17 protein-coding genes are annotated in these 19,520 nt (G+C 61.0%); 5 read left to right on the forward strand and 12 right to left on the reverse strand.

Annotated elements, in window-relative coordinates:
- Positions 1 to 85 precede the first annotated feature (85 nt).
- From nirB to cobA, 4 genes are read left to right on the forward strand one after another with little or no spacing between them, the layout of a single operon-like run.
- A complete protein-coding gene (gene nirB / locus J3P95_RS16740; RefSeq protein WP_434580434.1) occupies positions 86 to 2,539 on the forward strand; it encodes a nitrite reductase large subunit NirB in 2,454 nt (817 codons plus the stop codon).
- Positions 2,536 to 2,853 carry a nitrite reductase small subunit NirD gene (gene nirD / locus J3P95_RS16745; protein ID WP_434557880.1) on the forward strand — a complete coding sequence of 106 codons (318 nt, stop codon included), beginning with the start codon at positions 2,536 to 2,538 and terminating at the stop codon, positions 2,851 to 2,853. Before nirB ends, nirD begins: the two co-directional genes overlap by 4 nt.
- Complete coding sequence (locus J3P95_RS16750; protein WP_434557881.1) at positions 2,853 to 5,570, forward strand: nitrate reductase; 2,718 nt, start codon at positions 2,853 to 2,855, stop codon at positions 5,568 to 5,570. Before nirD ends, J3P95_RS16750 begins: the two co-directional genes overlap by 1 nt.
- Positions 5,571 to 5,580: 10 nt before the next feature.
- A complete protein-coding gene (gene cobA, locus J3P95_RS16755) occupies positions 5,581 to 6,342 on the forward strand; it encodes a uroporphyrinogen-III C-methyltransferase (protein WP_434580432.1) in 762 nt (253 codons plus the stop codon).
- Positions 6,343 to 6,398: 56 nt separating this feature from the next.
- On the opposite strand, the gene J3P95_RS16760 is transcribed toward cobA, so the two are convergent.
- The 8 genes from J3P95_RS16760 to ppsA all read right to left on the reverse strand — a co-directional run bounded on the left by J3P95_RS16760 (position 6,399) and on the right by ppsA (position 14,448).
- Positions 6,399 to 7,433 (reverse strand): OmpA family protein, encoded by a 1,035-nt coding sequence (locus J3P95_RS16760; RefSeq protein WP_434557883.1) that lies wholly within the window; start codon positions 7,431 to 7,433, stop codon positions 6,399 to 6,401.
- Between the two features lie 107 nt (positions 7,434 to 7,540).
- Positions 7,541 to 8,131: an RNA polymerase sigma factor SigX gene (gene sigX, locus J3P95_RS16765; RefSeq protein ID WP_025212681.1), complete on the reverse strand. Its 591-nt coding sequence runs from the start codon at positions 8,129 to 8,131 to the stop codon at positions 7,541 to 7,543.
- A gap of 91 nt (positions 8,132 to 8,222) precedes the next feature.
- Entirely contained in the window at positions 8,223 to 9,047 is an 825-nt protein-coding gene (locus tag J3P95_RS16770; protein ID WP_045155488.1) for a mechanosensitive ion channel family protein, read from the reverse strand.
- Positions 9,048 to 9,049: 2 nt separating this feature from the next.
- Entirely contained in the window at positions 9,050 to 9,295 is a 246-nt protein-coding gene (locus J3P95_RS16775; RefSeq protein ID WP_014337331.1) for a hypothetical protein, read from the reverse strand.
- Positions 9,296 to 9,358: 63 nt separating this feature from the next.
- A complete protein-coding gene (locus J3P95_RS16780) occupies positions 9,359 to 10,354 on the reverse strand; it encodes a zinc transporter ZntB (protein WP_434557884.1) in 996 nt (331 codons plus the stop codon).
- Between the two features lie 25 nt (positions 10,355 to 10,379).
- Positions 10,380 to 10,871, reverse strand: coding sequence for a ribonuclease E activity regulator RraA (gene rraA, locus J3P95_RS16785; RefSeq protein WP_434557885.1), 492 nt, complete (start codon positions 10,869 to 10,871; stop codon positions 10,380 to 10,382).
- A 126-nt stretch (positions 10,872 to 10,997) separates the two neighbouring features.
- Positions 10,998 to 11,987, reverse strand: a complete 990-nt coding sequence (locus tag J3P95_RS16790) for an alpha/beta fold hydrolase (protein ID WP_434580429.1) — start codon at positions 11,985 to 11,987, stop codon at positions 10,998 to 11,000.
- 85 nt (positions 11,988 to 12,072) lie between these two features.
- Positions 12,073 to 14,448, reverse strand: coding sequence for a phosphoenolpyruvate synthase (ppsA, locus tag J3P95_RS16795; protein ID WP_434580427.1), 2,376 nt, complete (start codon positions 14,446 to 14,448; stop codon positions 12,073 to 12,075).
- Between the two features lie 184 nt (positions 14,449 to 14,632).
- On the opposite strand from ppsA, the gene ppsR reads away from it, so the two are divergent.
- Complete coding sequence (gene ppsR, locus J3P95_RS16800) at positions 14,633 to 15,451, forward strand: posphoenolpyruvate synthetase regulatory kinase/phosphorylase PpsR (RefSeq protein ID WP_186609894.1); 819 nt, start codon at positions 14,633 to 14,635, stop codon at positions 15,449 to 15,451.
- A 126-nt stretch (positions 15,452 to 15,577) separates the two neighbouring features.
- On the opposite strand, the gene J3P95_RS16805 is transcribed toward ppsR, so the two are convergent.
- The 4 genes from J3P95_RS16805 to J3P95_RS16820 all read right to left on the reverse strand — a co-directional run bounded on the left by J3P95_RS16805 (position 15,578) and on the right by J3P95_RS16820 (position 19,432).
- A complete protein-coding gene (locus tag J3P95_RS16805; RefSeq protein WP_030141931.1) occupies positions 15,578 to 15,805 on the reverse strand; it encodes an MbtH family protein in 228 nt (75 codons plus the stop codon).
- Positions 15,806 to 15,889: 84 nt separating this feature from the next.
- Positions 15,890 to 17,302, reverse strand: a complete 1,413-nt coding sequence (locus J3P95_RS16810; RefSeq protein WP_434580424.1) for an aspartate aminotransferase family protein — start codon at positions 17,300 to 17,302, stop codon at positions 15,890 to 15,892.
- Between the two features lie 118 nt (positions 17,303 to 17,420).
- On the reverse strand, positions 17,421 to 18,752 hold the full coding sequence (locus J3P95_RS16815) for an ATP-binding protein (protein ID WP_434557889.1): 1,332 nt from the start codon (positions 18,750 to 18,752) through the stop codon (positions 17,421 to 17,423).
- The gene (locus J3P95_RS16820; protein WP_434580422.1) at positions 18,752 to 19,432 is read right to left on the reverse strand and encodes a response regulator; all 681 of its coding nucleotides are present in this window, start codon (positions 19,430 to 19,432) and stop codon (positions 18,752 to 18,754) included. Before J3P95_RS16820 ends, J3P95_RS16815 begins: the two co-directional genes overlap by 1 nt.
- Positions 19,433 to 19,520 lie beyond the last annotated feature (88 nt).

Raw genomic sequence — 19,520 nt, forward strand, 5'->3', positions numbered from 1 at the left:
GAGACGCCTTTTTTTGTTTTCGTAAAAATGTCGAGCCAGTCCGATCGCCGTGATGAAACTGGACCTGAGCTTGCGGAGAACCCTGATGAAAAAACTCAAACTGGTAATGATCGGCAACGGCATGGCCGGGGTTCGCACCCTCGAGGAACTGCTCAAGCTGAGCAACGAGCTCTACGACATCACGGTATTCGGTGCCGAGCCTCACACTAATTACAACCGCATCCTGCTGTCGCCGGTGCTGGCCGGGGAGCAAACGTTCGAAGACATCGTGCTCAACGACCTGAGCTGGTACTTGGAAAACAACATCAAGTTGCTGCTCAACCGCAAAGTCGTGGAGATCGACCGCATCAAGCGCCGGGTCATCGCCCAAGACGGTAGCGAAGCCGAATACGACCGCCTGCTGATCGCCACCGGCTCCACGCCGTTCATCCTGCCAATCCCGGGCAACACCTTGGACGGCGTGATTGGCTACCGCGACATCGCCGACACCCAAGCGATGATCGACACCGCCAAGACCCACAAGCACGCCGTGGTTATCGGCGGTGGCCTGTTGGGCCTGGAGGCTGCCAATGGCCTGAAACTGCGCGGCATGGACGTGACCGTGGTGCACATCGGCGAGTGGCTGCTGGAGCGCCAACTGGACAAGACCAGTGGCCAACTGTTGCAAACCGCCCTGGAAAACCGCGGGCTCAAGTTCCGCCTGTGTGAACAGACCCAGGCCTTGCACGACGCCGGCCATGGCCGGGTCGGCTCGGTACAGTTCAAGAACGGCGACATCATCCCTGCCGACCTGGTAGTGATGGCCGCTGGTATCCGCCCCAACACCGAACTGGCGGAAAAATCCGGCATCCCGTGCAACCGAGGGATCCTGGTCAACGACACGATGCAAACCTACGATCCGCGCATCTACGCCATCGGTGAATGCGCCAGCCACCGTGGGACGGCTTATGGCTTGGTGGCCCCGTTGTTCGAACAGGCCAAGGTCTGCGCCAACCACCTCGCGCAACTGGGCTTCGCCACTTACAAGGGTTCGGTCACCTCGACCAAGTTGAAAGTCACCGGCATCGACCTGTTCTCCGCCGGCGACTTCATGGGCGGCGACGGCACCGAGACCATCACCCTCTCCGACCCCATCGGCGGCGTCTACAAAAAACTGGTGATCAAGGATGACGTGCTGGTCGGTGCCTGCCTGTACGGCGATACCGCGGACGGTGGTTGGTATTTCCGCCAGATCCGTGAGAACCATGGCATCAGTGAGATCCGCGATCACCTGATGTTTGGGGAAAACGCACTGGGTGATGTAGGACATCAAGGCCAGGACAAAGCCATGAGCATGGCCGACACCGCCGAAGTCTGCGGCTGCAACGGCGTGTGCAAGGGCACCATCGTCAAGGCGATCCAGGAACACGGGCTGTTCAGCGTCGATGACGTGAAAAAACACACCAAGGCCGCCAGCTCCTGCGGCTCCTGCGCCGGCCTGGTGGAGCAGATCCTGATCAATACCGTGGGCGGTGCGGCGGACGTCAAGCCGAAAAGTGAAAAAGCCATCTGCGGCTGCAGCGACCTCAACCACGGCCAGATTCGCCAGGCGATCCGCGACCAGCACCTGCTGACCATCGCCGGAACCATGAGCTACCTGAACTGGCGCACTCCCAACGGTTGCGCCACGTGCCGTCCGGCCTTGAACTATTACCTGATCTCCACCTGGCCCGGCGAAGCCCAGGACGATCCGCAGTCGCGCCTGATCAACGAGCGAGCCCACGCCAACATCCAGAAAGACGGCACCTACTCCGTTGTCCCACGGATGTGGGGCGGCGTCACCAATCCCTCGGAACTGCGGCGTATCGCCGACGTTGCCGACAAATACAACGTGCCGATGGTCAAGGTCACCGGCGGGCAACGAATCGATCTGCTAGGCATCAAGAAGCAGGACTTGCCCGGCGTGTGGAAAGACCTCGACATGCCCTCCGGCCACGCCTACGGCAAATCCATCCGCACCGTGAAGACCTGCGTCGGCAGCGAGTTCTGCCGCTTCGGCACGCAGAACTCCACCCAGCTTGGCATCGAGCTCGAGCACGACCTGTTCAACATGTGGTCGCCGCACAAGGTGAAGTTGGCTGTCTCCGGTTGCCCACGCAACTGCTCGGAAGCCGGCATCAAGGACGTGGGAATTATCGGCGTCGATTCGGGCTGGGAGATGTACATCGGCGGCAACGGCGGGATCAAGACCGAGGTCGCCGAGTTCTTCGTCAAGCTCAAGACCGCCGAAGAAGTCCGTGAATACAACGGTGCTTTCCTGCAGCTGTACCGCGAGGAAGCCTTCTACCTCGAACGCACCGTGCATTACATGCAACGGGTCGGCATGGAACACATCAAGAAAGCCGTGCTGGAAGACCCGGAGCGGCGCAAGGCCCTTCATGAACGCCTGAAGTTTTCCTTGTCGCTGGAACAAGACCCGTGGAAGCAACGCCTGGAACAACCTCAGTTGAAAAAAGAGTTCGAAGTCATCCCCGTGAAGACCTTGGAGGTGCCGGCATGAACTGGCTGGATATCTGCGCGCTGGAAGAAATCAATACCCTCGGTTCGCGCATCATCAATGGCCCGAAAGGCGACATCGCGATTTTCCGCACCAGCGACGACGAAGTGTTCGCCCTTGATGACCGTTGCCCGCACAAGGGTGGCCCGTTGTCCCAAGGATTGGTCTATGGCAAGCGCGTGGCCTGCCCGTTGCACAACTGGCAGATCGACCTGGAGAGCGGCCAGGCCCAGGCCCCTGACGTGGGCTGCGCCCATCATCATTCGGCGCGGGTCGAGAACGGCCGCGTGCAGTTGGCCCTGCGGGACGCAAGCTGATGAACCGCCAGACCACTGCCTCGACCTGCTGTTATTGCGGGGTCGGTTGCGGCGTCCTGATCGAGCATGACGGCGAGCGCATCCTCGGCGTCAGCGGCGATCCCGCCCATCCGGCCAACTTCGGCAAACTGTGCAGCAAGGGCTCGACCCTGCACCTGACTGGCGACCTCGCCGCGCGCGCCTTGTATCCCGAGCTACGCCTCGGTAAAAGCCTGGCACGGGCACGCACCGACTGGAACAGCGCCCTGGATCACGCCGCCAGCGTCTTCGCCGACACGATCGCCGAGCACGGCCCGGACAGCGTGGCGTTCTACATCTCCGGCCAATTGCTGACCGAGGATTACTACGCCTTCAACAAACTTGCCCGGGCATTGGTGGGCACCAACAACATCGACAGCAATTCGCGGCTGTGCATGTCCTCCGCCGTGGTGGGCTACAAGCGCAGCCTCGGTGCCGACGCCCCACCCTGCAGCTACGAAGACCTGGAACTGAGCGACTGCGTGATGATCGTTGGCAGTAACATGGCCTACGCCCATCCCATCCTGTTTCGTCGTCTCGAAGAGGCAAAATCCCGCCGGCCGCAGATGAAAATCATCGTCATCGATCCCCGGCGCACCGACACCTGTGATCTGGCGGACCTGCACCTGGCGATTCTGCCGGGCACCGACGTGGCCTTGTTCCATGGGATTTTGCACCTGCTGCTGTGGGAAGACTGGGTCGACCGCAGTTTCATCAAGGCCCACACCGAAGGCCTGGCGGACCTGAAGAATATGGTACGCGACTACACGCCGACCATGGTTGCTCAACTGTGCGGCATCAGCGTCGAGCACCTGCACCAATGCGCCGAATGGGTCGGCACTTCGCCGAGTTTCCTGTCGTTGTGGTGCATGGGCTTGAACCAGTCCACCGCTGGTAGCGCAAAAAACAGCGCGCTGATCAATCTGCACCTGGCCACCGGCCAAATTGGCCGGCCGGGTGCGGGACCCTTCTCGTTGACTGGCCAGCCTAACGCAATGGGCGGCAGGGAAACCGGCAGCCTGTCCAACCTGCTGCCGGGCCATCGCGAAGCCGGCAATCCTGAGCATCGCGCCGAGGTCGCCAGATATTGGGACGTGGAACAACTGCCCAGCACTCCGGGGCTGAGCGCCATCGAGCTTTTCGAACAGGTGCGCAGCGGCAAGATCAAGGCCCTATGGATCGCCTGCACCAACCCGGCCCAGTCGATGCCGGACCAGACCGCCGTGCGCGAAGCCCTGCAAACCTGCCCGTTTGTAGTGTTGCAGGAAGCCTTCCGAACCACCGAGACCGCCGCGTTTGCCGACCTGTTGCTGCCGGCGGCCAGTTGGGGCGAGAAAGAAGGTTCGGTCACCAATTCCGAACGACGCATGTCCCACGTTCGCCGGGCAATAAACGCACCGGGCGAAGCACGACCGGACTGGGCCATCACCGTAGATTTCGCACAACGACTGGAGAAGCGTCTGCGCCCAGGCTCACCCAGCCTGTTCGCTTTCGATGCTCCGGCCCAACTGTTCGACGAATACAAACAACTGACCCGCGGCCGCGACCTGGACCTGTCCGGCATCAGCCACGCGCTGATCGATAAACTCGGCCCCCAGCAATGGCCTTTCCCCGAAGGCGCCACGGTTGGAACGGCGCGTTTGTACGTGGACGGGATTTTTCCTACCGACAGTGGCCGTGCCCGGTTTGTGGCCGAACCCTATCGCGCCGCCAAGGAGCTACGTGACGCACGCTACCCGCTGACCCTGAACACCGGTCGTCTGCGGGACCAATGGCACGGCATGAGCCGCACCGGCACCGCTGCGCAATTGTTTGGTCATGTGAACGAAGCCGTGCTCAGCCTGCATCCGGACGAACTGAATCGCCATCGCCTGCAAGCCGGCGATCTGGTCAGCCTGAAAAGCCGTCGCGGCAGCGTGATCGTGGCGGTGGACAGTGACGAGAGTGTTCGCCCTGGCCAAGCCTTCCTGCCCATGCATTGGGGCGACCGGTTTCTCAAGGGCGGCGTGAATACCCTGACTCAACCGGCTTTCGACCCGTTGTCGAAACAGCCGGAACTCAAGCACAGCGGTGTGCGCCTGGAACCGGTGAACCTGCCTTGGCAGCTTTTCGCCTTGGTCGAGGGCGATGTTCAACGACATTTGGAGACGCTGCGTCCGCTGTGTGAGGCGTTTGCCTACGTCAGCCTGAGCCTGACCGGACGTGAGCGTCCCGCGCTGCTGATACGCGCTGCCAGCACCGCCGCACCCGATCCGCAACTGCTACAGGCGATCGACGAACAGCTGGGGCTGATCGATGGGCCGGTGCTGGCCTATGACGATCCGCGTCGCTCCATTGGCAAACGGGTGCGGATCGAAAATGGTCGTATCACTGCCATTCGCCTGGCCGGCGAAACCCTGGCCCGGCACTGGCTGCAGAACCTGTGGCTGGAAGGCCGTGCCGATGAGCAACTGCGCCGTTGGTTATTGGCACCGCTGAGCGCGCCGCCAGGGAACATCGGCGCTGCCGTGGGCGGTGGCAAGACGCTGTGCAATTGCATGAACGTCAGCCAACGCGCCATCTGCGCCGGCATCGAGCGTGGCTTGGACTTGCAGGGGCTGAAAAAGGAACTGGGTTGCGGCACGCAATGCGGTTCCTGCGTACCTGAAATCAAGCGTCTGCTGGTTGCCACCGCGCAACCGGTGGCCGCTATCTCGTGAGGAAGACACTATGAACGCAAAAGTCTGGCTGGTGGGCGCAGGTCCTGGCGACCCTGAATTGCTGACCCTCAAAGCCGTGCGCGCCTTGGGCGAAGCCGACGTGGTGCTGATCGACGATTTGGTCAACGACGCGGTGCTGGAACATTGCCCAGGGGCACGCATCATTGCCGTGGGCAAGCGCGGCGGCTGCCGTTCCACGCCGCAAGCCTTCATCCATCGGTTGATGCTGCGTTATGCCCGCCAGGGCAAATGCGTGGTGCGTCTCAAGGGCGGCGATCCGTGCATCTTCGGTCGCGGCGGTGAAGAGGCGCAGTGGTTGCGCGAGCATGGCGTCGAAGTGGAATTGGTCAACGGCATCACCGCCGGTCTTGCCGGGGCAACCCAATGCGCTATCCCGCTGACCTTACGCGGTGTTGCGCGCGGCGTGACGCTGGTCACCGCCCATACCCAGGATGGCAGCAGCCTGAACTGGCAAGCCTTGGCCCAAGGTGGGACCACCTTGGTGGTGTACATGGGCGTGGCGAAACTGAGCGAGATCCGCGAGCAGTTGCTGGCCGGTGGCTTGGCGGCGGACACGCCCGTGGCCATGATCGAAAATGCCTCCTTGCCCCACCAGCGCGACTGCCGCAGCGACCTGGCTTCGATGGAATCCGATGCCAGCGCCTTCCAGCTCAAGAGCCCGGCCATCCTGGTGATTGGTGCGGTGGCGCGCGCTGCCGAACTGGCCGCCTCGCAGCCGGCCTTCGCGCAGGCTTCAGCCCTGTATTCATAAATCGCACGCAAAGAAAAACCCGGCCTAGGCCGGGTTTTTCCAAAGCTGTGGGCTAATTACTTAGCTTGGGCTTCAACCTGCGCTTCTACGCGACGGTTAACTGCACGACCAGCGTCAGTAGCGTTATCGGCAACTGGGCGGGATTCGCCGTAGCCAACAGACTGAACGCGGGACGATTCAACACCGTACTGGTTGGTCAGAACTTGCTTAACGGCGTTTGCACGACGCTCAGACAGCTTCTGGTTGTAAGCGTCAGGACCGACGGAGTCAGTGTGACCTTCAACAGTGGTGCTGGTGGATGGGTACTGCTTCATGAAATCAGCCAGGTTCTTGATGTCGCCGTAGCTGTTTTCTTTAACGACCGACTTGTCGAAGTCGAACTTGACGTCCAGCTCAACACGTACGACTTCAGCAACAGCTGGGCAGCCATCAGCGTCAACGGTTACGTTGGCTGGGGTGTCAGGGCACTTGTCGACGTTGTCGCACACGCCATCGTTGTCGCTGTCGGAGCAGACTTCAGCTGGCGCTGGAACTGGAGCAGCAGCAGGCTTGGAGCCGCCACCGAAGTTCACACCGATACCGACGCTTGGCGCCCACTCGGTGTCGCCCTGGTCGATGTTGTACTGAGCTTCAACGCCGGCACGGGCGTAGAAGTTGTCAGTGAAATACAGCTTGGCGCCGCCACCAACGTTAGCGAAGGTAGAACGGTTACGACCGTTGCTGCCATTCTGGTCGATGCTCTGATCCGAGAAACCGGCAGAAACATAAGGACGCAGCATGTCGCCTGGGTTGTTGAAGTGGTACAGAGCGTCCAGAGCGGTGTTGGCGCCCTTGACGTTAGTGCCGTCTTCGGTACGTGCGTTGTGCACTTCGTCGTAGGCCAGACGCAGTTCAACGTCGTCGGTCAGGAAGTAACCGACCGAACCGCCGAACAGGTTGCCGTTGTTCTTGAAATCACGAGCGCTGTCGAACATTTCTTTCTTGGCGAAGCCTTCGATTTCAACTGCGCCTTGGCCTTGTGCCAGAGCGCCGAACGAAGTGGCAGCAATCAAAGAACCAATGGCAAAGCCCAAGGTGTTTTTCAGTTTCATCCGTTAAATCCCCATCTGGTGATTGTGAAGCAGTCCCGCAAACCGGGGGACAACTCGGCGGCAAGTCTATCAGAACTTGCCTACACGTAAGAGATATTTGCGCCGAACTAAGTTTCAGCAATGCCCGCAAATTTCTCACGTAGCTTATCGAGCGCGCGCTTGTAGCGCATTTTTGTCGCACTCAAACCCATATGCATTATGTCTGCGATCTCCTGGAATTCCAGTTCTGCGACAAATCGTAGCACCAGAATCTCCCGATCGATCGGGTTCACATAAACCAGCCAGCGATCGAGCCCACCCTTTTCCTCGGGTTTGGGCGCCTTTTCTTCGGACGCTTCCTCGAGAGGGTCAAGGCTCAATGCGTCCATCAAGCGACGCTTTCGCCGCTCCTTGCGATACTGCGTGATGCATTCGTTGTAAGTGATGCTGTACAGCCAAGTCTTGAACTTCGATTTCCCCTCGAAGTTCTTCAGGCCGTACAGCACCTTCAACATCACCTCCTGACAGACATCGTCAGCGTCGCGATCGTTCCCAAGATACCGTGCACAAACGTTAAATAATGTGCGCTGGTAGCGGCGCATCAACTCTTCGTAGGCCCGCGTAACGTGAAACAGCTCCGTATGCGCGCGCGCGACCAACTCCTCATCAGAGAGATCACGGGGGTCGTAGCGCGTGGATAGCGATTGGGGTTTGTTCAAAACAAGTCGGGCCGACAGTCTAGGTCAATGTGCGCCGCACCCTGCGGTGGCAGGCATTTCGCGGCGGCATACATTAGCAGGGTTTGCCGGGTTAGCGGCTACTCACATGCTGTTCCAGCAGGATCCGATTGGAAAGCGACACCAGCTCGCCCTCTTCAGTCAGCAATGTGGTTTTCACCGTGCCGATCTCTTCGATCTGCCCTTCGACCTCGCCAACACGCACTTGTTGTCCAACCTCATACAGCTCACGCACATAGATTCCCGCAAGAATCTGACCGGCGATTTCCCGGCTTCCCAAGCCCATTGCCAGCGCAACCGCCAGACCAACGGTAATCAAGACAATCACGATCACATGGTTGAGCAGGTCAGTCTTGACCTCCAACTGGCTGATCGCGACCGAAATACTGATGATAATGACAAGCCCTTGGGCGATTCGCCCAAGACCCGAAGCGTAGTCCAGTCCAACGCCCTCTGCTGCGCCGCGTACCAGCCCGTTGGCCAGTTGCGCCAACAGGACGCCCACCAGCAACACCAAGGCCGCGCCGAACACCTTCGGCAAATACAGCGCAAGCATGTCGAGCGTAGCTGAAACGCGCTCCAGGCCCAGGGATTCAGCCGCTGACACGAGGAATATAAGCAGCACGAACCAATAGACGATCTTGCCCACCAGAGTCGAGATCGGCACCTGGATGCCGCCGCGGGACAGCAGCTTGGTCAGGCCGGTGCCGCCCATCAGGCGGTCGAGGCCCAATTTGGCGAGCAGCTTGGAAAGCAGCGTGTCCAGCAGCTTGGCCACGACAAACCCCAGCAACAGCACCACCAGGGCGCCAAAAAGGTTGGGGATAAAATTAGCTATCTTGGTCCACAACGCAGTCATTGCCGTGACGAGGCTCTGGGTCCAGAGATCAAGTTCCATATTCAATCAGCCTTATCAGCGGTGCGAGTAACAGGTTTGCGACGGGAAACCGGCGAGACATGGGCCGACCCGTTGTTCAACGCGATCATCAGCGCGGGCAACCAACGGCCCAGCAGGCTGAACAGATCGCCGGCGCCGACCTGGCGGTTGGCGGTTTTCAGTACACGCCCCAGGCATGCATCGTCGTCCCGGCTGGACGGCGAGGCCTTGAGCATGTCGCGCAGAGACTGTTCGAACGGATCGTGCATACGCACCTCTCGTGATGTCTGTGGAAGACGCGATCAGATTTCGCCGGGTCACATGAAAGCCCATCACACCCAACGCAAACGGCGGAACAACCACCATTGCCCCAAGGCCACGCACGCCATCAGCAGGCAGGCGACCAGGAATCCATAAGGGCTTTCGGACAAGGGAATGCCACCGACATTGATACCCAGCAGGCCGGTGAGAAAACTCATCGGCAGGAAGATTCCGGTAATGATGCCGAAGCGGTACATGGTGCGGTTCATGCGCACCGAAAGACGCCGGTCCTCGGCCTCCAGCACAAGCCCCACGCGCTCTCGGGTCAATTCCAGCTCTTCGAGGTAGCGCGTCAGGCTGTTATTCAATTCATTCCAGTAGTCGCCATCGTCCTCGACGAACCAGGGCAACTTGATCCGCGACATCTGGCCGAAGATGTCCCGCTGTGGCGCCAGGAATCGCTTCAGTCCGGCGGCCCTGCGACGGATGTGCAAAATGGCGTCGTGTTCGGGTGTATACCGTTCGTCGGTATCGAGTTTTTCTTCCTCGCTGTCGACGATTTCAGACAGGCACGTCACCAGGTCCTGCACTTTATTGGTCAGGTATTGCGCCATATAAAGGATGAGTTCCGACGCGGTCTTCGGTCCCTTGCCTTCAACCAGCTCCGCCAGCAGCTCATCGGTGGCGCGCAAGGGACGCAACCGCAGGGAGATCACACGCTGGGCCGAGGCGAAGATGCGCACCGACACCATGTCTTCCGGTTCGGCCCCTGGATTGAGGTTGATCCCGCGAAGAAACAGCAGCAATTCGGCGTTGGGCAGGGGCAACAAGCGTGGCCGGGTGTTCTCTTCCAGCAACAGGTCGCAGTTGAATTCACTCAAGCCGCTGGATTTGCGCAACCACGTATGGGTTTGCGGATGACTGCGATCCCAGTGCAGCCACAGGCTTTCATGGGCCTGCAACTGCAAATCGTCAAGTTCGGTCCGGGCTATCGAACGCGCGCCGCCTTTACCATCCAGCACCAGGGCATGAACCAGCCCCCATTGCGCGTTTTCTTCCTCGAACATCCTCATCCCTTATGGCTGTAGCGCTTCATTCAGGCATTTTCAGCGGGCTCGGCGAAACAATCACGCCGTTGTTGTCCGCATAGACATACTCGCCCGGACGAAAGGTCACGCCGGCGAAGGTCACGGCAACATTGAGATCGCCGATGCCGCGCTTGTCGGTTTTCATCGGATGACTGGCCAGCGCCTGGACGCCGAGGTCGGTCTGGGCAATGACGTCGACGTCGCGGATGCAGCCGTAGATCACCAGCCCTTCCCAGCCATTCTTCGCCGCCTTCTCGGCCAGCATGTCACCCAGCAGGGCCCGGCGCAGCGACCCGCCGCCGTCGACAACCAGCACTTTGCCCTTGCCCTCGAGTTCAACCTGCTCCTTGACCAGCGAGTTGTCCTCGAAGCACTTGATGGTCACGATTTCACCACCAAAGGAGTCGCGGCCACCGAAATTGCTGAACATCGGTTCCAACACCTGCACCAGGTCCGGGTAGGTATCGCACAGGTCGGGCGTGAGGTAATGGTTCATCGGGCAGCTCCTGCAAGGGTTGGACGTCTGGCTGAATGAATAACCGTTTGTGACCGAAACAACGTAGCGCGTCATATCTTAGCCGCTAGCCGACCAGAGCGGAATGCCCTTGTCAGAGCCTTCCCCTCAAACTGCTTCGGCCAATCCGGACGGTGCCGCCAACAGCGGCGCACATTGATTTTCCAACCAGCGCGCCACCAGCGGCCAGACCTCGGCATGCGCGGCCTTGCTGACGAGCATCTCAACATGGCCGAAATCGGCGCTGAAGCCCTGCTTTCGGCCGAGACAGACGAACTGCTTGTACTCGGAACCGATCTGCTCGAACAATTTGCGACAGGCCCAGGTTGGATCCTGCTGATCACCGGCGGCACTCACCGCCAACACCGGCACTTGCACGTCCGCAAGGCCCGCCCACCAATTCTTTTCGGCATCGCCGAAGCGCCCAAACAGGCCATACCAGCGCATGCTCTCCAAGGCCAGGCCGATGGGTTCATCCTCCGGGCCGCGCTTGAGCCTTGAGCCAGACAATTGCGCAAACCGCTTGAGGATGAATCGCCCGCTCCACTCCACCGGCGGAATTTTCAGCGGCCAGTAGGTGCGGCTGACCTGGGTACCGAAAAAGGCCGCCGACGCCACGCCGGGCTCGCCCAGGTAATGCCCGCCCAAGGCTGCCGCCAAGGTAATGCCACCCAGGGAATGACCGATCCAATGGGGCACCTGGCCGCTTTGCTCACGCACAAAGGCGCCGATGGCCGGCAAGTCGTAACGGGCATAGTCGGCCACGCGGTTGTTGCGGTAGCCCTGGTTGCGTTGCGACAGCCCATGACCGCGCATCTCGGGAATCCAGACATCGAACCCACGCCGCACCAGATATGCCCCGAGCCCAAGGCCCTTGGGCGAATACCAGAAGCGCCGGTTGGAAAAGCTGCCGTGCAGCAGGATCACCGGGACGCCACGGACTTCGCCGGCATCCGCCATGCCCAGCCGGGTGACGGCCAGTTCGACGCTGTAGTCCGGGCTGTTGCCGGGTTTCAAGCGATAGACATCTTCGCTCAAATCACCACGCCGCTCGGCGCTGATCAGGGCGACAGGAAATAAGTTGCTGCTGCTTTGCATGATCTTCTTGCACAAAAAAGGCGGATTCCGTGCGGAGCCCGCCCTGCTTCAATCAAAAGGGGCCAACGGGGGCCCCTTCACTCAATCAGACCGCAGCCTGACCCTCAGCCAGGAAGAACCAGGTTTCCAGTACGGAGTCCGGGTTCAGCGAAACGCTTTCGATGCCCTGCTCCATCAGCCACTTGGCCAGGTCAGGGTGGTCCGAAGGGCCCTGGCCGCAGATGCCGATGTACTTGCCGGCCTTGTTGCAGGCGGCGATGGCATTGGCCAGCAGCTTCTTCACCGCCGGATTCCGCTCGTCGAACAGGTGGGCAATGATCCCGGAGTCGCGGTCCAGGCCCAGGGTCAACTGGGTCAGGTCGTTGGAGCCGATGGAGAAACCGTCGAAGAATTCGAGGAATTCTTCAGCCAGGATCGCGTTGGACGGCAGTTCGCACATCATGATTACGCGAAGGCCGTTTTCGCCACGGGCCAGGCCGTTTTCCGCCAGCAGGTCGACCACTTGGCTCGCTTCGCCGAGGGTGCGCACGAACGGCACCATGATCTCGACGTTGGTCAGGCCCATCTCGTTGCGCACGCGCTTGAGGGCGCGGCACTCGAGCTCGAAGCAGTCACGGAACGATTCGCTGATATAGCGCGAAGCGCCACGGAAGCCCAGCATCGGGTTTTCTTCTTCCGGCTCGTAGAGCTTGCCGCCGATCAGGTTGGCGTACTCGTTGGACTTGAAGTCCGACAGGCGCACGATGACCTTTTTCGGGTAGAACGCCGCCGCCAGGGTACTGATGCCTTCCACCAGCTTCTCGACGTAGAAACCGACCGGGTCGTTGTAGCCGGCGATACGCTTGTCGACGCTGTCCTTGATTTCCTGAGGCAAGCCGTCGTAGTTCAGCAGTGCCTTGGGGTGCACGCCGATCATGCGGTTGATGATGAATTCGAGACGGGCCAGGCCCACGCCGGCATTCGGCAATTGCGCGAAGTCGAAGGCGCGGTCCGGGTTGCCGACGTTCATCATGATCTTGAATGGCAGCTCCGGCATGGCGTCCACGGAGTTCTTCTTGATGTCGAAGCCCAGCTCGCCTTCGAAGATGTAGCCGGTATCGCCTTCGGCGCAGGAAACGGTGACGCCCTGGCCGTCCTTGAGCAATTGAGTGGCGTTGCCGCAACCAACAACCGCCGGGATCCCCAGTTCACGGGCAATGATCGCCGCGTGGCAGGTACGCCCACCACGGTTGGTGACGATAGCGCTGGCGCGCTTCATGACAGGTTCCCAATCCGGGTCGGTCATGTCGGAAACCAGTACGTCGCCGGCCTGGACCTTGTCCATCTCCGAGACGTCCTTGATGATCCGCACCTTGCCGGCGCCGATGCGCTGGCCGATGGCACGACCTTCCACCAGCACGGTGCCGGTTTCCTTGAGCAGGTAGCGCTCCATGACGTTGGCGCTAGTGCGGCTCTTCACGGTTTCCGGACGGGCCTGCACGATGTACAGCTTGCCGTCGTCGCCGTCCTTGGCCCATTCGATGTCCATCGGGCACTTGTAGTGCTTCTCGATGGTCATGGCCTGCTTGGCCAGCTCGCTGACTTCGGCATCGGTCAGGCAGAAACGCGCGCGCTCGGCCTTGTCGACGTCGACGGTTTTCACTGAGCGACCGGCCTTGGCTTCGTCGCCGTAGATCATCTTGATGGCCTTGCTGCCCAGGTTGCGACGCAGGATCGCCGGGCGACCGGCTTCCAGCGTGCCCTTGTGGACATAGAATTCGTCCGGGTTCACCGCGCCTTGTACGACGGTCTCACCCAGGCCGTAGGCACCGGTGATGAACACCACGTCACGGAAACCCGACTCGGTGTCGAGGGTGAACATTACGCCGGCGGTGCCGGTTTCGGAGCGGACCATGCGCTGCACACCGGCGGACAGGGCGACCAGCTTGTGGTCAAAGCCCTGGTGCACGCGGTAGGAAATGGCACGGTCGTTGAAAAGGGAGGCGAAGACTTCCTTGGCGGCCCGGATGACGTTTTCAACGCCACGGATGTTCAGGAAGGTTTCCTGCTGACCGGCAAAGGACGCGTCCGGCAGGTCTTCGGCAGTGGCCGATGAACGTACGGCGACGGCAATATCGGGGTTGCCTTCGGAGAGCTTGGCAAAGGCCGTGCGGATTTCGGCGTTCAGCTTCTCGGGGAATTCGGCTTCCATGATCCATTGGCGGATCTGGGCGCCGGTCTTGGCCAGGGCATTGACGTCATCGACGTCGAGGGCGTCGAGCGCATCGTGGATCTGCTGGTTCAGGCCGCTCAGTTCCAGGAAATCACGATAAGCCTGGGCGGTCGTGGCGAAGCCACCTGGCACCGATACACCGGCGCCGGCGAGGTTACTGATCATCTCGCCCAGGGATGCGTTCTTGCCCCCCACATGCTCTACATCATGGACGCCGAGCTTATCGAGGGAAACTACGTACTCTACCAAGGTGATCTCTCCACTAACTGTGTTGGAAAAGCTCGAGAACCGGTAGCTCCAGGGGAGCGAGTCACCGGCGATATGGCCTGGACCTGGAAAATAAGTGAGAATGCGGACCACGGGCGGCCGGCAAATCGCGCCTATCATATCCAAGAATCGTTACTAGCTCACTAGCTTAAGGCCCAAGGCGCAAATGAAACGATCTGCTTTCTTTATTTCCGACGGCACCGGCATCACGGCCGAAACGCTGGGCCAGAGCTTGTTGGCGCAGTTCGAAAACATTACCTTCACCAAGCTGACACGTCCCTACATAGACAGCGTCGACAAGGCGCGGGCCATGGTACAGCAAATCAATAAAGCCGCCGAAACCGACGGTTTTCGCCCGATCATCTTCGATACCATCGTCAATCAGGACATCCGTGAGATTCTCGCAACGTCCAATGGTTTCATGATCGACATTTTTTCCACGTTTCTTGCGCCACTCGAGCAGGAACTGAGCGAGCATTCCTCCTACTCGGTCGGCAAGTCCCATTCCATTGGCCACAACTCCAACTACATGGAGCGGATCGAAGCGGTCAACTTCGCGTTGGACAACGACGATGGCGCCCGCACGCATTATTACGACAAGGCCGACCTGATCCTAGTGGGGGTGTCGCGATGTGGTAAGACGCCGACGTGCCTGTACATGGCGATGCAATTTGGCATCCGCGCGGCCAACTATCCGCTGACCGAAGACGACATGGAGCGCCTGCAACTGCCGAGCGCCCTGCGCGCCCACCAGCACAAGCTGTTTGGCCTGACCATCGACCCGGACCGCCTTACCGCGATCCGCAACGAACGCAAGCCCAACAGCCGCTATTCGAGCTACGCGCAATGCGAGTTCGAGGTGCGCGAGGTGGAAAACCTGTTCCGGCGGGAGAATATTCCCCACATCAACTCCACGCATTTTTCCGTGGAGGAGATTTCGGCGAAGATCCTGGTGGAGAAAGGGGTGGAGCGACGGTTCAAATAGAGCAGCGATGAGTTTCAAGCGGCAAGCTTCAAGATAAAGCAGTCGGCGGCGCCCCAATTGTAGGTCCAGCCAACGGAACCTGATATGGGAGCGGGCTTGCCCCGCTCCCATAAAAGCGGATCGCGTTCAGTGAGCCGCAGCCGCCTGTTCTTCCATCTTCTTGCGCAGGCTCAACGGTCGCATATCGGTCCAGACCTCTTCGATATAAGCCAGGCATTCCTTTTTGAAACCGCTTTTGCCAACGGTGCGCCAGCCTTCCGGAACGGCCTTGTAGTCCGGCCAGATCGAATACTGCTCTTCGTGGTTGACCACGACCTGGAAGAGGATGTCCTCGCGGTCGAATACTGAAGTCATGGGTGGTTCTCCATCGTTGCTCAAGGGTCGCCGCGCGCAGGCGCAGCCAAGGTATGAAAAGGAACGTACCGGACCGGATGAAAATTAGGCGTCGGCCACGGCGACTTCCAGGGCACGCCGGAAAATCTCCGCAACCCGGTCGATCTCCGCTGCGGTAATGATCAGCGGCGGCAGGAAACGCACCACGCCGCCCTGTCGACCACCCAACTCCAGGATCAGCCCACGCTTGAGGCATTCACGCTGCAGCCGTGGCGCCAGCCGTGCATCCACCGGTGGGTGGCCCAAGGCGTCCGGCTTGCCGGCCGGGTCTACCAGCTCGACGCCGAGCATCAGCCCGCGACCACGAATGTCGCCCAATTGCGGGAAGTCCCTCTGCAGGATATGCAAATGTTCGCTCAGGCGTTCGCCCATGGCGGCGGCATGAGCCGGCACGTTGTGTTCGGCCAGGTAGCGCATGACGGCGCTACCCGCCGCCATGGCCATCTGGTTACCCCGAAAAGTCCCGGCATGGGCGCCCGGCAGCCAAGTGTCGAGCCAGTCGCGATACACCACCACCGCCAGCGGCAGGCTGCCGCCGATGGCCTTGGACAGCACGACCACGTCCGGAATGATCCCGGCGTGCTCGAACGCAAACATCTTGCCGGTTCGGCCAAAGCCGCTCTGGATCTCATCGACGATCAGCGCTACGCCGGCCCGCTCGGTGATCCGCCGCAACCCGCGCAGCCAGTCAAGATCGGCGGGTATCACACCACCTTCGCCCTGCACCACTTCGACGATTACCGCCGCGGGCAACTGCACGCCGGCCTCGGGGTCGGTCAGCAGGTTTTCCAGGTAATGCAGATTGGCCTTGACGCCTTCAGCCCCCCCGAGCCCGAACGGACACCGATAATCGTAGGGATACGGCATGAACTGCACGCCACTGCTGAGCAAGGCCTCTAACGGCTTTTTAGGGCCCAGACTGCCCATCAGGCTCAACGCGCCTTGGCTCATGCCGTGATAACCGCCCTGGAACGACAGCACGGTGCTTCGCCCCGTGGCGGTGCGCACCAACTTGAGCGCCGCTTCCACAGCGTCTGTCCCCGTGGGTCCGCAAAATTGAATTTTCGCTTCGGCGGCAAGGGCCGCTGGCAACAGGCCGAACAGGTCCTGGACAAAGCGATCCTTGACCGGCGTGGTCAGGTCCAGGGTATGCAACGGCAGCTCATCGGCAAGTACCTGCTGGATCGCCTCGATCACTACCGGGTGATTGTGCCCAAGGGCCAGCGTGCCCGCGCCGGCCAGGCAGTCGATGAAGGTGCGGCCCTCGACATCTTCGACGTACAGGCCCTTGGCGCGCTTAAGGGCCAGGGGGATCCGTCGTGGGTAACTGCGGGCATTGGATTCCTGCCGGTTCTGGCGGGCCAGCAGCGGCGATTCGTTGAATTGATAGAGCGTCTCGACCGGTGTCGGACTGACCCGGACAGGCAATGCTTGGATAGGACTGTGAGCGACTGACATTTTTCGACCCCGCAATGAGTGACCAAACGGCGCACCGGGCAGGTGCGCATTCGGCGCGCACGTGCAGGCTACTGTTGGAGACGCATCAGCGAGGCAAGGATTTACCCACAGGAACCCGTCACTGGACAGGCGACACTTGTACCGGCACGGTGAACTCAACTCGCAGCCCATCCGGGCGGCTGTCGAAGTGCAAGCCACAGCCGCAACGCTGGACGATAGCCTGGACAATCGCCAGTCCCAACCCGCAGCCATTGCTCTGGCCGTTGCGCCAGAAGCGCTGGGTCAGGTGCTGGATATCTTCGGCGGCGATGCCGGGGCCTTGGTCGCGCACTTGGAAACGCACACGTTGGCCGATCATCTCCAGGTTCAGCTCGACCTCGGTATCGTCCGGCGTATGGCGCAGGGCGTTTTCCAGCAGATTGCGCAACGCGGCGATGGCCAGTACCGCTGGCATCTGCACTGGCGCGTCGGACAGTGGCGGCGATAGATGCAGCCTGATCCGCTGGGGCGCGCCACCGGCCGCATCCTGGATGGCCAGCCGTGCGACCTGCTCGGCATTGCATTGCACGCCGTCATCGAACGACAGGCTGCCCTCGACCCGGGCCAGCAACAACAGTTGTTCAAGCGTGCGGTGCAGCCGGTCGGCGCCCTCTTCCGCCCGGGCCAGGGACTGGTCGCGCGCGGCGCCCTCAGTCATGCGCGCTACTTGCAGGTGCGTCTTGATGGCCGTCAGCGGGCTGCGCAGTTCATGAGCGGCATCGCCGGTCAGGCGCCGCTCGCGCTCGATGGTCTTGCCGATGCGCTGGAGCAACTGGTTCTGGGTTTCCAGCAAGGGACGCAGCTCGCTGGGCAGCGGATGAATCTGCAACGGCTCCAGGGAATCGGCGTTGCGCCGCATCAACGCATCGCGCATGCGGTTGAGCGGCGCCAGCCCCTGGCCGATGCCGAGCCACAACAGGCACAGGCAACCGAGCAGCGCCACGCCGACCGGCACCGACGCCGCCAGCAACACCGACATGTTCAACGCTTCGCGCTCGATCTGGCGGTCGGCAGTGGTAATACGCAAATCGCCCCGGGCCAAGGTGAAGCTGCGCCACGGCGCGCCGTCGATCATCTGGTCATGAAAGCCCATTTTCTCGGCTTCAAGAGCTTGCTCCGGGGTGCCGTGGCTGCGCGCCAGGATCTCCCCGCGCAAGGAACTGACCTGGCAGGCCATGCCGCCCGGAATGCTCAGCTGTTCAGCACTGAAATGCGTGCCCTCACCTTTGCTGGGCATGGGCGGCAGTTGCTCCAGCAACCCGGCGACCATCCGCGCCGAAGCCACCAGGCGCTGGTCGAGGGAAAACATCATCTGGTTGCGCAGGTCGCTGAGCATCCAGGCGGCGGCGAGGGCCCAGATCAGCGCGAAGGCCGCGCCAAGGGTCAGGCTCAGCCGTAGTCGCAAGCTCATCACTTGGAGGATTCCCCGCCATCGGCCGGCCCCAGCCGATAACCCAGGCCGCGCACCGTCTCGACAATCCCGTTGCCCAGCTTGCGCCGAAGATGATGGATATGCACGTTGAGGGCATTGCTTTCCAGTTCGTCGTTGAATCCGTAGACGCTGTCCTTGAGCTGCTCGGTGGACAACACCCGTCCGCGGCTGTGAAGCAGGGCCTGCAACAGCGACTGCTCGCGGCGGGACAGGTCCACCGATTGACCGTCCAGGGTGGTTTCGCGGCTGCTGGGGTCATACGTCAGGCGGCCGTGCTCGATCAGATTGACGCTGCGCCCGGCCACGCGTCGCAACAAGGTGTGCAGGCGCGCCGCCAGCTCGCGCAGGTCGAACGGCTTGAGCAAATAATCATCGGCGCCGGCCTGGAGGCCTTCGACCCGGTCGGTCACCGAATCACGGGCGGTGAGGATCAGCACCGGAATCTCCAGGCCTTGCTGGCGCAACTGCCGGAGCAGCTTGAGGCCGTCCTCATCGGGCAGGCCAAGGTCGAGCACCATGACATCGAACTCGGCCACGCCAATCATCGCTCGCGCCGCCGATGCGGTGGAGACGTGTTCGACCGTCAGGCCTTGGGCCGTCAGCCCGGCGACTATGCCGCTGGCGATCAACTCATCGTCTTCGCAGACCAGTACGCGCATGGGGGGCCCCGTTGAAAAAGGTACATTAGGCCGTCGGCCGATTAAGCCGACATTATGCGACGAGTACGCCCGATATGGGCGATCATTA

Source organism: Pseudomonas sp. Z5-35 (assembly GCF_051131945.1).
Lineage (GTDB): Bacteria > Pseudomonadota > Gammaproteobacteria > Pseudomonadales > Pseudomonadaceae > Aquipseudomonas > Aquipseudomonas marvdashtae.